The following is an 11,832-nucleotide window of genomic DNA, read 5'->3' as shown; positions in this document are numbered from 1 at the left end:
ATAGCCCCAGGCGGGGTGTTGCGCCTCGAGCGCAGTCGCCGCCGCGTACAGCAGCGCGGCGGCGCAGAGCAGGCCGAAGGCGATGCGCTTCAGCGGATTTCCTTCGTCGCCGCGAGCCCCCGCAGGAACTGTTCGCAGCGCGCCAGCTGCTCCAGCGTCACGTACTCATCGGGCTGGTGCGCCTGATTGATGCTGCCGGGGCCGCAGACCACGGTCGGGATGCCAGCGTTCTTGAAGATGCCGGCCTCGGTGCCGAAGGCGACCAGCGTGGTGCGCGACTCGTTCGCCAGACGCTGCGCGAGGCGGGTGACGGGATCCTCGGCCGTGGTCAGGAAGCTCGGGATCTCGCAGATGGTCTCGAAGCTGAAGCCGGCGTCGGGTGCGACCTTCTTCATGCCGGCCTCGATGCGGCTCGCGTAGCCGCGCAGCTCCTTCTGCATCTGCTGCGCATCGGCGGTGGGAAGGTCGCGGAATTCGTAGCGGAATTCGGCGTCGCGCGGCACCACGTTGTCGGCGATGCCGCCGTGGAACTGGCCCACGCTGGCAGTGCTGAAGGGCACGTCGAAGCCGGCGTAGCGCGGTTCGTCGCGTTCGAAGCCCTCGGCCATGTCGCGCAGCTTGCCGACCACCCGCGCCGCCATCTCGATCGCGTTGACCGACTGCGGCGTGAGCGAGGAATGCGCCTCCTTGCCGCGCACGCAGCAGCGGTAGCGGTAGACGCCCTTGTGCGCGATGGCCGGCACCATCAGGGTCGGCTCGCCGACGATGCAAGCCAGCGGCTTGATGCCCTGGTCCTTCATGTCGGCGATCATTTCCTTGACGCCGAAGCAGCCAACCTCCTCGTCGTAGCTGAAGGCGAAGTGCACCGCGAACGGCGACTCGCTTTCGAGGAAGCGCTCGGCATTGGCCAGCGCGATCGCGATGAAGCTCTTCATGTCGGCCGACCCGCGGCCATAGAGGCGCGGCTCGGCATGCACCGCCTCGCCGTCATGGCCGCCCTGCGGCCAGTCCTGCACGGTGGCGGAGAGCGGGTCGACGCTCCAGTCCTGGCCGTCCCAGGGCACGGTGTCCGTATGGCCCGAAACGATGACGCCGGCCTTCTTGCCGGCGCCCAGCGTGGCGAACAGGTTGGCCTTGGTCTTGTCGGCGTTGTAGGTGAGCCGGCTGCGCACGCCCAGGCCGGCGAGGTGGTCGCGCGCGAAGTCGATCAGCTCCAGGTTGCTGTTGGCGCTCACGGTGTTCATGCGCACCAGCGTTTGCGCGAGTTCGAGGCTGCGGGTGGAAAGCACATAGGACATGCGGACGATTGTCCCGGAAGTCCGGCCAGCCCGCCGCTGCCGCCGGGAAACTGTCACCGCATGGGAGTAGGCTGCGCCTTTTTCAAACCGGATGGAGAAGAAGCTCATGACGCTATCGAAGATCGCGGCGACCGCAATGGCCGCCGGCGCCGCCCTCGGCCTGGCCGCCTGCAGCCTGCCGGGCACCGGCCCATCGGGCAAGCTGCCCACGCTCGACGGCCAGCCGCCGCTGGTGGTGGCGCACCGCGGCGCCTCGGGCTTGCTGCCGGAGGAAACGCTGGAAGCCTACGCGCGCGCGATCGAACTCGGCGCCGACATGATCGAGATGGACCTGGTGTCGACCAAGGACGGCGTGCTGATCACGCGCCACGACCCCAACCTCGCGATCAGCACCGACGTCGCCAAGCGCCCCGAATTCGCGGCGCGCAAGAAGACCATCCAGGTCGATGGCGAAACCCAGACCGGCTGGTTCAGCAACGACTTCACGCTGGCCGAGATCAAGCGCCTCGGCGCGATCTCGACCGATGCCGAGCGGCCGCAGCAGTTCAACGGCCAGTACAAGGTGCCGACCTTCCAGGAAGTGATCGACCTGGCCAAGGCCAAGTCGCGCGAGACCGGCCGCACCATCGGCATCTATCCCGAGACCAAGAACCCGACCTACTTCCGCGACCTGGGCATGCCCATGGAAGACAAGCTGATCGCCATGCTCGAGGCCGCGGGCTGGAACAGCCGCACGGCGCCGGTGCTGGTGCAGTCCTTCGAGCCCGGCAGCCTCAAGTACATGAAGAGCAAGGGCCTGAAGACCCGGCTGATCCAGCTGATCGACGGCGACGGCATCGACATGAAGACCGGCGCCATGACCTATGCGGTGCCGGTGGACCGCCCCTACGAGTGGACCAAGGCCGGCGACAAGCGCAACTTCGACGTCATGGTCACGCCCGCGGGCCTGGCCGAGATCAAGACCTATGCCGACGGCATCGGCCCGTGGAAGCGCTACATCGTGAGCATCAAGGGCACCGTCGGCGCCGACGGCAAGCCGGTCGACGTCAACCGCGACGGCAAGGTCAACGATGCCGACGCCACCTCCACCGCGCCGACCAGCCTGGTGGCCGACGCGCACAAGGCCGGCTTGTTCGTGCACCCCTTCACCTTCCGCAACGAGTCGCGCCGGCTGGCGGCGGACTACAAGGGGGACGCGGCCAACGAGTACCTGGCCTACTACCGGCTCGGCGTCGACGGCGTCTTCACCGACTTCACCGACACCGCGCTGGCAGCCCGCCGCAGCTGGCTGAAGGAAACCGGCCGCTGAGTCGGATGAGGGGGCACGGTCTTTGCGAGCCGCTTGCGCAAAGCCTAGACTCGTGCCCATGAAACTCATCGATTCCCTCGTCACCGAGGCGGCCGGCATCGCCGCGGTTCGACGTGACTTGCATGCCCATCCCGAACTCTGCTTCCAGGAAGTGCGCACCGCCGACGTGGTGGCGGCCAAGCTCACCGAATGGGGCATCCCGATCCACCGCGGCCTCGGCACCACCGGCGTGGTCGGCATCGTCAAGAACGGCACCAGCGCACGCGCCGTCGGCCTGCGCGCCGACATGGATGCGCTGCCGGTCACCGAGCTCAACACCTTCGCGCATGCGAGCAAGCACCCCGGCAAGATGCACGCCTGCGGCCACGACGGCCACACGTCGATGCTGCTGGCAGCGGCGCAGCACCTGGCGAAGCACCGCAACTTCGACGGCACGGTCTACCTGATCTTCCAGCCCGCCGAAGAAGGCGGCGGCGGCGCGCGCGAGATGGTCAAGGAAGGTCTCTTCGAGCAGTTCCCGATGGAAGCCGTGTTCGGCATGCACAACTGGCCGGGCATGAAGGCCGGCCAGTTCGCGGTGAGCCCGGGGCCGGCCATGGCCTCGAGCAACGAGTTCACCATCACCATCCGCGGCAAGGGCGGCCATGCGGCGCTGCCGCACACCGGCATCGACCCGGTGCCGGTGGCCTGCGAGATGGTGCAGGCCTTCCAGACCATCATCACGCGCAACAAGAAGCCCACCGACGCCGGCGTGATCTCGGTCACAATGATCCATGCGGGCGAGGCCAACAACGTGATTCCCGACAGCTGCGAGCTCAAGGGCACGGTGCGCACCTTCACGCTGGAGGTGCTCGACCTGATCGAGGCCCGCATGCAGAAGATCGCCGAGCATGTCTGCGCGGCGCACGACGCCGAGTGCGAGTTCCGCTTCCACCGCAACTACCCGCCCACCATCAACACGGCCGACGAGGCGAACTTCGCGCGCCGCGTGATGGCCGGCATCGTCGGCGCGGACAACGTGCTGGTGCAGGAGCCCGCCATGACGGCCGAAGACTTCGCCTTCATGCTGCTGGCCAAGCCGGGCGCCTATGCCTTCATCGGCAACGGCGACGGCAGCCACCGCGACATGCACCACGGCGGCGGGCCCTGCATGCTGCACAACGCGAGCTACGACTTCAACGACGATCTGATTCCGCTGGGCGCGACCTGCTGGGTCCGGCTGGCCGAAGAGTTCCTCCAGGGGCCGAAGGCGCCTGAAGGGACGGCCGCATGATCGGCGTCGGCGAGGCCTTCTCCCCTCGCTACGCGCAGGCACGCCAGAAGTTCCTGCAGGGTTGCGCGAGCGCCGGGCTGGCCGTGCGCTCCCATGTCCATCCGCTCAAGGGGCGCGACGGCGAAGCGCTCGCGATGGATGTGGCGCTCGATGGCGAAGCGAAGGCCGAGAACCTGTTGATCGTGAGCAGTGCCTGCCACGGCGTCGAAGGCCATTGCGGCAGCGGCGTGCAGGTCTTCGCGCTGCACGATGCCGAATGGCGCGAGAAGGTGCGCGACCAGGGAGTGGGCGTGCTGTACGTGCATGCGCTCAATCCGTACGGCTTCTCGTACAGCCGGCGCGTGACGCACGAGAACGTGGACCTGAACCGCAACTTCCTCGACTTCTCGCAGCCGCGGCCCGTCAACGAGGCGTACGCCCGCTTGCATCCGTTGCTCCTGCCCGATGAGTGGCCGCCGACGCCGGCCAACCAGGCCGAGATCGGCAGTCTCATCGAACGCGAGGGCCTGGGCTTCTACCAGGCCGCCGTGACGCGCGGGCAGTACCAGTTTGCCGACGGCCTGTTCTACGGCGGCGACGCGCCGACCTGGAGCAACAGGACCCTGCGCGAGGTGTTGCGCACACACGCCGCCGGCGCCCGGCGCATCGGCTGGATCGATTTCCACACCGGCCTCGGACCCAGCGGCATCGGCGAGCGCATCTTCGCCGGCAGGGACGACAAGGCCGCCTATGCGCGCGCCAATGCCTGGTGGGGCACGGCGGCGGCGCCGGTGACCTCGATGTACGACGGCTCGTCCACCTCCGCCTTTCTGACCGGCTTGATGTGCTATGCGCTCGACGACGAATGCCCGCAGGCCGAGCACACGTCGATCGCGCTCGAGTACGGCACCTTGTCCATGCTCGAAGTGACGCAGGCCCTGCGGGCCGATCACTGGCTCCACAAGCATCCGGAGGCGCCGGCCGAACTGGCCGCGGCCATCCGATCGCAGATGCTGGAGACCTTCTACACGGACACGGATGCCTGGCGAGGGCAGGTCATCAGCCAGGCGCGGCAGGCGATGTTCCAGGCGGTGGACGGGCTGGCTTCTTAGGACGCCAACAGGCGCTCCTGCGCAATCACCAGCAATCCGTCCATGATCAACCCATCCACGAGCTCGAACTCCCCGTTCATGCTCGGCGCCATCTTCCAGGCCGCCCCGCCCGTCATGTAGCAGGCCGGCTCCACGCCGCAGTGCGAGCGCACGTGCTGCACCATGCGCTCCACCGCACCCGCGATCGCATAGGTGCCGCCGCTGGTCAACGCATCGCTGGTGTTGGTGGGGAATTCGCGCACCTCACCGGTCGGCACGTGCAGGCCCGCGGTGCCCGATTCGAGTGCGCGCAGCATGATGCCGTGGCCCGGCAGGATCAAGCCGCCGAGGAACTTGCCGTTCGCATCCACGCCCTCGACCGTCACCGCGGTGCCGATCATCACCACCACCATCGGACGCGTCGGCCCCTGCGAGAGCATGCGGTGGCGCGCGCCGATCATCGCGACCCAGCGATCGGAGCCCAGGCGCGTCGGATGGTCATAGCCGTTCACGATGCCGGCTTCGGCGGCGCTCGAAACCACCCAGCGCGGGGAGCAATCGAAGCGCTCCACCACCTGCTCCTCAGCCCGCCGCCGCACCGTGTCGCCAGCCACCACGCAACCGAGCATCGACGCCGGCGCGGGCAGGTCCGCCCAAGGGCCGTCGGCCAGCCGCTCGATGTGATCGAGAAACTCGGCACCGTGCGCCAGCAACGACGCGCCCGGCCGCGCCGCGTCGTAGAGGGACCACTTGAGGCGGGTGTTGCCGATGTCGATCGCGAGGAATGCCATGCGCGGCATTATTGCTAGTTGTTCTTACGGGCGCTTGCACATGCGGTCGCAGCCTACGCGCCGCGGTCACTTTCCGACGGTACAGTGCCCTTCCGATCAACCAAGGCGCAAGGAGAACACCATGGGTTTGCTGAGTTTCATCAAAGAGGCGGGGGAAAAACTGTTCGGAGGCTCCTCGGCCCAGGCGGCGGAACCGGATGCCAACCAGAAGGCAGCCGCCGCGATCAAGACCTACATCGAGACCCAGAACCTGGGCCTGACCGGTTTGGAAGTGACTTACGTCGCCGCCTCGGGCGTGGTCACGCTCGCGGGCAACGCACCCTCGCAGGAGGCCAGCGAAAAAGCATCGCTCGCGGCGGGCAACGTGGCCAACGTGAGCCAGGTCGACAACAAGCTGGTGGCACCCGCGGCCGATCCGGCGCAGTACCACGACGTGGTCAAGGGCGACACGCTGTCGGCCATCTCGAAGAAGTACTACGGCGATGCCAACAAGTACAACGCGATCTTCGAAGCCAACAAGCCGATGCTGAGCCACCCGGACAAGATCTACCCCGGCCAAAAACTCCGCATCCCTCCCCTCAAGTAAACGGTCAGTTCTGCTTCCAGGGCAAGCCGCGCAGGCGCCAGCCGCCCTTGCGCCCGCGATGGCCCTCGGCGTCGGCGTCGCCCTCGAAACCTTCGAGGATGTTGTAGGCCTCGAGGCCCAGTTCGGTGGCGCGCCGCGCGGTCGAGATGGAACGCACGCCGCTGCGGCACAGCATCACAACCTTCTTGCCCGCCGGCACGGCGGCCTTGAGACCCTCGTCGAATCCCGCGTTGAGCGCCATCCCCGGCCACTGCTTCCAGGCCAGACCCACCCCGCCGGGCACAAAACCCACCCATTCGCGCTCGGCATCGCTGCGCACGTCGACCAGCACGGCTTCGCCGCTGGCGACCCACGCGTAGGCCTGTTCGGGCGTCACGTCGCCGGCATAGCCCTCGGCCGGCCGCACGCCCGCTCGTTCACCGGCTGGTGCGTTGCCTGCGCTGGTTGGGTTCGGGTCCGGCTGGGTCATGGCACTGTCATCCTTCAGTTCGATAGGGTTATTGCTTAGAAGCGGGCGGTCTTTGCGTCAGAAGTCCGTTCCGCATCCCACGATTTTTCACCAGTTCGTGAAAACCCTCTTTGTCGCGAATGTTCACGTGTCAAAGATGGCAGTCTGGGGTTTTCCAGACATATCAACGGAGAAATACGCAATGACCGAGAACAAACCGAACCGCCGCCGCAGCCTGCTCAAAGGTGCAGCCGTGGCGGCCGGCGCCATGTCCGCGCCCATGGTCAGCATGGCGCAGACCGCGTCCTTCCGCTTCCAGAGCACCTGGCCTGCGAAGGACATCTTCCACGAGTACGCCAACGACTTTGCCAAGAAGGTCAATGACATGGCAGGCGGGCGCCTGAAGATCGAGGTGCTGCCCTCGGGCGCGGTGGTGCCGGCCTTCCAGCTGCTGGAGGCAGTGAACAAGGGCACGCTCGATGGCGGCCATGGCGTGGTCGCCTACCACTACGGCAAGAACTCGGCCCTGGCGCTCTGGGGCTCGGGCCCCGGCTTCGGCATGGACGCCAACACGGTGCTGGCCTGGCACAACTACGGCGGCGGCAAGGCGCTGCTCGACGAGATCTACAAGAGCCTGAACATGGAGGTGGTGTCCTACCTGTACGGCCCGATGCCGACGCAGCCGCTGGGCTGGTTCAAGAAGCCGGTGGCCAAGGTGGAGGACATGAAGGGCCTCAAGTTCCGCACCGTCGGCCTGGCGGTCGACGTGTTCACCGAGATGGGTACGGCCGTGAACCCCTTGCCGGGCGGCGAGATCGTGCCGGCGCTCGACCGGGGCCTGATCGACGCGGCCGAGTTCAACAACGCCTCCAGCGACCGCGTGCTCGGTTTCCCCGACGTGGTGAAGAACTGCATGCTGCAGAGCTTCCACCAGTCGAGCGAGCAGTTCGAGATCCTGTTCAACAAGGCGAAGTACGGTGCGTTGCCGCAGGAGCTCCGCTCGATCATCGACTACGCCGTGCAGGCGGCCAGCGCCGACATGAGCTGGAAGGCCGTGCAGCGCAATTCGCAGGACTACGCGGACATGAAGAAGGCGGGCATCAAGTTCTACAAGACGCCCGACGCCGTGCTGCGCGCCCAGCTCGCGGCCTGGGACAAGACCATCGCCAGGAAGGCCGAGGAGAACCCGCTCTTCAAGAAGGTGCTCGAGTCGCAAAAAACCTTTGCCGAGCGTGCCCTGCAGTGGCAAAACGACTACAACGTCGACTTCAAGATGGCCTACAACCACTACTTCAGCAAGAAGAAGGCCTGAGCTTCAGGGGCCGCCGCTGCCATCAGCCATCCGGGCGTGTCCGGGTGGCTGATTTTTTTGATATGTGAATCTTCCGCGTTCCATGACCATTCAACGATTCCTCCACACCGTCGACCGCTTCAGCATGGTGGTGGGCAAGACCTTCTCCTGGCTCATCGTGGCCCTGATGCTGCTGGTGTGCGGCGAGGTCTTCAAGCGCTATGCGCTCAACGCGCCGACGGCGTGGATCTTCGACGCCAACAACATGCTCTACGGCACGCTCTTCATGATGGGCGGCGCCTACACCCTCGCGCAGGCGGGCCATGTGCGCGGCGACTTCTTCTACGGCAGCATGAAACCGCGCACCCAGGCGGCGCTCGACCTGGCGCTGTTCGCGCTGTTCTTCCTGCCCGGCGTGGTGGCGCTCACCTGGTCGGGCTGGACCTATTTCAATGAATCGCTCGCGATGCGCGAGCAGACCTTCAATGCCGACCCGATACCGGTCTACCCCTTCAAGTTCGTGATCCCGGTCGCCGGCGTCGTGCTGCTGCTGCAGGGCTTCGCCGAGATGGTGCGCTGCGTCGTCTGCCTCAAGACCGGCGAGTGGACGCCGCGCCTGAAGGATGCCGAGGAGATGGACGTGGTCGGCGACCAGCTTGCCAGCAGCAGCTACGTCGACGAGGCGGCCAAGCGCGAGGTGATGGAGCGCGCGAAGGACATCGAACACGCGGCCCAGCAGCGCAGCACCGGAGGCCAGTCATGAGCGAGGCGGTACTCGGCCTGACGATGCTGGGCCTGATCGTGGTGGTGATCATGCTCGGCTTCCCGACGGCGTTCACGCTGATGGGGCTGGGCATGTTCTTCGGCTTCATCGCGTTCTACGACCCGTCCGTGCCCTGGCTCGACAACAAGGTGTTCGACCTCATGGTGCAGCGCGCCTTCGGCGCGATGACCAACGAAACCCTGCTGTCGATACCGCTCTTCGTGCTGATGGGCTACGTGATGGAGCGCGGCGCGCTGGTGGACAAGATGTTCCACAGCGTGCAGCTCGCCTTCCGCCGCGTGCCGGGCTCGCTGGCGGTCACGACGCTGATCGTGTGCACCTTCTGGGGCATCGCGAGCGGCCTGGTCGGCGCGGTGGTCGTGCTGATGGGCGTGATCGCGATGCGGCCGATGCTGAACGCCGGCTACGACACGCGCCTCGCTGCCGGCGTCATCACGGCTGGCGGCACGCTGGGCATCCTGATCCCGCCTTCGGTGATGATCATCGTGTACGCGGCCGTCGCCGGGCAGTCGGTGGTCAAGCTCTATGCGGCCGCGATGTTCCCGGGCTTCTTCCTGGCCTTTCTGTACCTGATCTACGTGATCGGCTGGGCCATGCTGCAGCCCAAGGTCGCGCCCAAGCTGCCGATCGACCAGCAGCGCGCGCCGGTCTCGCCCTGGGTCGCCCACCTCGCGGCCAGCTATTCGCCGCGCATGCTGCCGGCCCTGTTCGCAGCCGTGCTGGCGCCGGCGCGCGCGCTGCGCGGCAGCGTCGAGGGCATGAAGATCACCTGGGCGTTGCTGCTGCGCAACCTGCTCACCGCGCTGGTGCCGCTGGCGCTGACCGCGGTCATGCTGGGCGCCGTGTGGTGGTACGTGACGATCTATTCGCAGAAGGACAGCAACCCGGCCAGCCCGCCCGTCGCCACCCAGTCGGCGGAGGCCGCGAAGGCTGGCGCGGGCGCATCGCTGCCCGAGCCGTCCGGCGGCGGACTGGCTGAGCCGCCCACGACCGAAGGCGCGCAGGAGCCGGAATCGTCCGGCGGCGTCGAGGAGCCGCCCGGCAGCGAAAGCGCCGCGCCGCAAACCCAGGAGGGCGGCCTGCAGCAACTTGGCGAAGCCGTCGACGCGCCGAAGACGGCGGCCGTGCCGGAGGCCTTCTACATCGGCTTCGCGGTGGCCTGCGCCTTCGCGCTCGTGCTTCTGGGCTGGTACTACTGGCGAATGGACGCCGAGCAGTTCGAGATCCTGCGCATGCTGGCCTCCTCGGTCATGCCGCTCGCGACGCTGACGCTGGTGGTGCTGGGCGTGATCCTGTTCGGCATCACGACCGCGACCGAGTCGGCCGCCGTAGGCGCAGCAGGCGCCTTCCTGATGGCGTGGCAGGCCAGGACGCTGAACTTCAAGAAGATCAAGGAGGCGGTGTTCCTGACGCTCAAGACCACCTCCATGGTCTGCTGGCTGTTCGTCGGCTCGGCGCTGTTCTCGGCGGTCTTCGCGCTGCTCGGCGGGCAGCGGATCATCGAGGAATGGGTGCTCGGGATGAACCTGAGCCCGCTGCAGTTCCTGCTGCTGTCGCAGGCGATCATCTTCATCCTGGGTTGGCCGCTCGAGTGGACCGAGATCATCGTGATCTTCGTGCCCATCTTCCTGCCCCTGCTGGCGCACTTCCAGATCGATCCGCTGCTGTTCGGCGTGCTGGTCTTCGTGAACCTGCAGGCCGCCTTCCTGTCGCCGCCGGTGGCGATGTCGGCCTTCTATCTGAAGGGCGTATCTCCGCCGCATGTCACGATCAACCAGATCTTCGCGGGCATGATGCCGTACATGCTGATCGTGATCCTGTGCATGGTGTTCATGTACGTCTGGCCGGGCCTGACGCTGTGGCTGCCGCAATACCTCTACGGGGGTTAGCCGACGCCTGATGGCTTCCCTGTTCGAAGGATTCAAGCGCCGCCTCGCACAATGGGCCGGCGCCGTCCCGCGCGCGCTGCGGCGCGCCGGGCTGCTGGTGCCTGCGCGCGAAGTCGAGGCCGACCAGTGGCTCGACGGCAGTTTCACGCACCAGCACCGCAGCATCGCCTACAAGCTCTTCGTCCCGGCCCGCAACACCGGCCAGCGGCGCCCGCTGCTGCTGATGCTGCACGGCTGCACGCAGGATCCGGATGACTTCGCCGCCGGCACGCAGATGAACCGGCTCGCCGCCGAGCGCGGTTTCCTGGTGCTCTATCCGACGCAGACGAAGCAGCACAACGCCGCGAGGTGCTGGAACTGGTTTCTGCCGCAGCACCAGCAGCGCGAGCGCGGCGAGCCGGCGCTCCTGGCTGACCTCACGCGATCGGTGATGGCCGATCACGCGGTCGATCCGGCGCGCGTCTACGTGGCGGGCCTTTCGGCCGGCGGCGCGATGGCCCACATCCTCGCGCGCACCCACCCTGAGCTCTTCGCCGCGGTCGGCGTGCACTCGGGCCTGCCGATCGGCGCGGCGAAAGACCTCATGTCGGCAATGGCGGCGATGAAGAACGGCGCGGCGGCCGCGACGGCGGGCCCGGTGCGGCCGACCATCGTCTTCCACGGCGACGCCGACGAGACGGTGCATCCGCGCAACGGGGAAGAGGTGGCGGCGGCCGCGCTCGCCGCCGGGGCCAGCGGCAGGCCGCAAGCGCACGAGACGCAAGGCCGGTCTAAGCAAGGCCGCGCCTATGCCCGCCGCACCTATGCCGATACCCATGGCCGCATCACGGTCGAGCATTGGCTGCTGCACGGCGCCGGCCACGCCTGGGCCGGGGGCAGCGCCGAGGGTTCGTTCACCGATCCCACCGGGCCGGACGCGAGCGACGAAATGCTTCGCTTCTTTCTCTCGCATCCGCAGACGCCCTAGCCCGCCACCCGGCTCGCGCTTACATCAGGTTGCGCACCGGGCGCGATATTTCCAAAGCTTTGCAAAGCGGATGCCAGCGCCGGGCCCGCTCGCGCGTTAATAGGGACATCACGAAGGGAACGACCC

At 67.1% G+C, this 11,832-nt stretch carries 11 protein-coding genes; 8 read left to right on the top strand and 3 right to left on the bottom strand.

Annotated elements, in window-relative coordinates; translation table 11 throughout:
• Nucleotides 1-89 precede the first annotated feature (89 nt).
• Nucleotides 90-1,298 (bottom strand): acetylornithine deacetylase, encoded by a 1,209-nt coding sequence (argE, locus tag BLS74_RS17725; protein ID WP_170855631.1) that lies wholly within the window; start codon nucleotides 1,296-1,298, stop codon nucleotides 90-92.
• 106 nt (nucleotides 1,299-1,404) lie between these two features.
• Here argE and BLS74_RS17720 point away from each other — a divergent pair, with 106 nt between their 5' ends.
• From BLS74_RS17720 to BLS74_RS17710, 3 genes are read left to right on the top strand one after another with little or no spacing between them, the layout of a single operon-like run.
• On the top strand, nucleotides 1,405-2,607 hold the full coding sequence (locus BLS74_RS17720) for a glycerophosphodiester phosphodiesterase (protein WP_244503911.1): 1,203 nt from the start codon (nucleotides 1,405-1,407) through the stop codon (nucleotides 2,605-2,607).
• Nucleotides 2,608-2,665: 58 nt separating this feature from the next.
• A complete protein-coding gene (locus tag BLS74_RS17715; RefSeq protein ID WP_093108447.1) occupies nucleotides 2,666-3,880 on the top strand; it encodes a M20 aminoacylase family protein in 1,215 nt (404 codons plus the stop codon).
• Complete coding sequence (locus tag BLS74_RS17710; RefSeq protein ID WP_093108446.1) at nucleotides 3,877-4,971, top strand: M14 family metallopeptidase; 1,095 nt, start codon at nucleotides 3,877-3,879, stop codon at nucleotides 4,969-4,971. The genes BLS74_RS17715 and BLS74_RS17710 overlap by 4 nt, the downstream gene beginning before the upstream one ends.
• Here the strand turns inward: BLS74_RS17710 and BLS74_RS17705 are convergent.
• Complete coding sequence (locus BLS74_RS17705) at nucleotides 4,968-5,741, bottom strand: type III pantothenate kinase (RefSeq protein ID WP_093108502.1); 774 nt, start codon at nucleotides 5,739-5,741, stop codon at nucleotides 4,968-4,970. The genes BLS74_RS17710 and BLS74_RS17705 overlap by 4 nt on opposite strands.
• Nucleotides 5,742-5,862: 121 nt before the next feature.
• On the opposite strand from BLS74_RS17705, the gene lysM reads away from it, so the two are divergent.
• Entirely contained in the window at nucleotides 5,863-6,327 is a 465-nt protein-coding gene (gene lysM, locus BLS74_RS17700) for a peptidoglycan-binding protein LysM (RefSeq protein ID WP_093108445.1), read from the top strand.
• 4 nt (nucleotides 6,328-6,331) lie between these two features.
• Here the strand turns inward: lysM and BLS74_RS17695 are convergent, their stop codons facing one another.
• Nucleotides 6,332-6,796, bottom strand: coding sequence for a rhodanese-like domain-containing protein (locus tag BLS74_RS17695; RefSeq protein WP_139191707.1), 465 nt, complete (start codon nucleotides 6,794-6,796; stop codon nucleotides 6,332-6,334).
• 181 nt (nucleotides 6,797-6,977) lie between these two features.
• On the opposite strand from BLS74_RS17695, the gene BLS74_RS17690 reads away from it, so the two are divergent.
• From BLS74_RS17690 to BLS74_RS17675, 4 genes are all read left to right on the top strand, one after another.
• Nucleotides 6,978-8,087 (top strand): TRAP transporter substrate-binding protein, encoded by a 1,110-nt coding sequence (locus tag BLS74_RS17690; protein WP_093108443.1) that lies wholly within the window; start codon nucleotides 6,978-6,980, stop codon nucleotides 8,085-8,087.
• An 82-nt stretch (nucleotides 8,088-8,169) separates the two neighbouring features.
• Nucleotides 8,170-8,829 carry a TRAP transporter small permease subunit gene (locus BLS74_RS17685; protein WP_093108442.1) on the top strand — a complete coding sequence of 220 codons (660 nt, stop codon included), beginning with the start codon at nucleotides 8,170-8,172 and terminating at the stop codon, nucleotides 8,827-8,829.
• On the top strand, nucleotides 8,826-10,739 hold the full coding sequence (locus BLS74_RS17680) for a TRAP transporter large permease (protein WP_093108441.1): 1,914 nt from the start codon (nucleotides 8,826-8,828) through the stop codon (nucleotides 10,737-10,739). Before BLS74_RS17685 ends, BLS74_RS17680 begins: the two co-directional genes overlap by 4 nt.
• 10 nt (nucleotides 10,740-10,749) lie before the next feature.
• Nucleotides 10,750-11,706 carry an extracellular catalytic domain type 1 short-chain-length polyhydroxyalkanoate depolymerase gene (locus tag BLS74_RS17675; RefSeq protein ID WP_093108440.1) on the top strand — a complete coding sequence of 319 codons (957 nt, stop codon included), beginning with the start codon at nucleotides 10,750-10,752 and terminating at the stop codon, nucleotides 11,704-11,706.
• Nucleotides 11,707-11,832 lie beyond the last annotated feature (126 nt).

It is taken from the genome of Variovorax sp. CF079 (assembly GCF_900101545.1).
Classification (GTDB): domain Bacteria; phylum Pseudomonadota; class Gammaproteobacteria; order Burkholderiales; family Burkholderiaceae_C; genus Variovorax.
The sequence above is the reverse complement of the archived record's forward strand: the minus strand, read 5'-3'. Positions and strand labels throughout refer to the sequence as shown.

Coding starts and splice junctions, on each gene's coding strand:
- argE (WP_170855631.1), bottom strand. CDS start 1,298: ATGTCCTATGTGCTTTCCACCCGCAGCCTCGAACTCGCGCAAACGCTG.
- BLS74_RS17720 (WP_244503911.1), top strand. CDS start 1,405: ATGACGCTATCGAAGATCGCGGCGACCGCAATGGCCGCCGGCGCCGCC.
- BLS74_RS17715 (WP_093108447.1), top strand. CDS start 2,666: ATGAAACTCATCGATTCCCTCGTCACCGAGGCGGCCGGCATCGCCGCG.
- BLS74_RS17710 (WP_093108446.1), top strand. CDS start 3,877: ATGATCGGCGTCGGCGAGGCCTTCTCCCCTCGCTACGCGCAGGCACGC.
- BLS74_RS17705 (WP_093108502.1), bottom strand. CDS start 5,741: ATGGCATTCCTCGCGATCGACATCGGCAACACCCGCCTCAAGTGGTCC.
- lysM (WP_093108445.1), top strand. CDS start 5,863: ATGGGTTTGCTGAGTTTCATCAAAGAGGCGGGGGAAAAACTGTTCGGA.
- BLS74_RS17695 (WP_139191707.1), bottom strand. CDS start 6,796: ATGACCCAGCCGGACCCGAACCCAACCAGCGCAGGCAACGCACCAGCC.
- BLS74_RS17690 (WP_093108443.1), top strand. CDS start 6,978: ATGACCGAGAACAAACCGAACCGCCGCCGCAGCCTGCTCAAAGGTGCA.
- BLS74_RS17685 (WP_093108442.1), top strand. CDS start 8,170: ATGACCATTCAACGATTCCTCCACACCGTCGACCGCTTCAGCATGGTG.
- BLS74_RS17680 (WP_093108441.1), top strand. CDS start 8,826: ATGAGCGAGGCGGTACTCGGCCTGACGATGCTGGGCCTGATCGTGGTG.
- BLS74_RS17675 (WP_093108440.1), top strand. CDS start 10,750: ATGGCTTCCCTGTTCGAAGGATTCAAGCGCCGCCTCGCACAATGGGCC.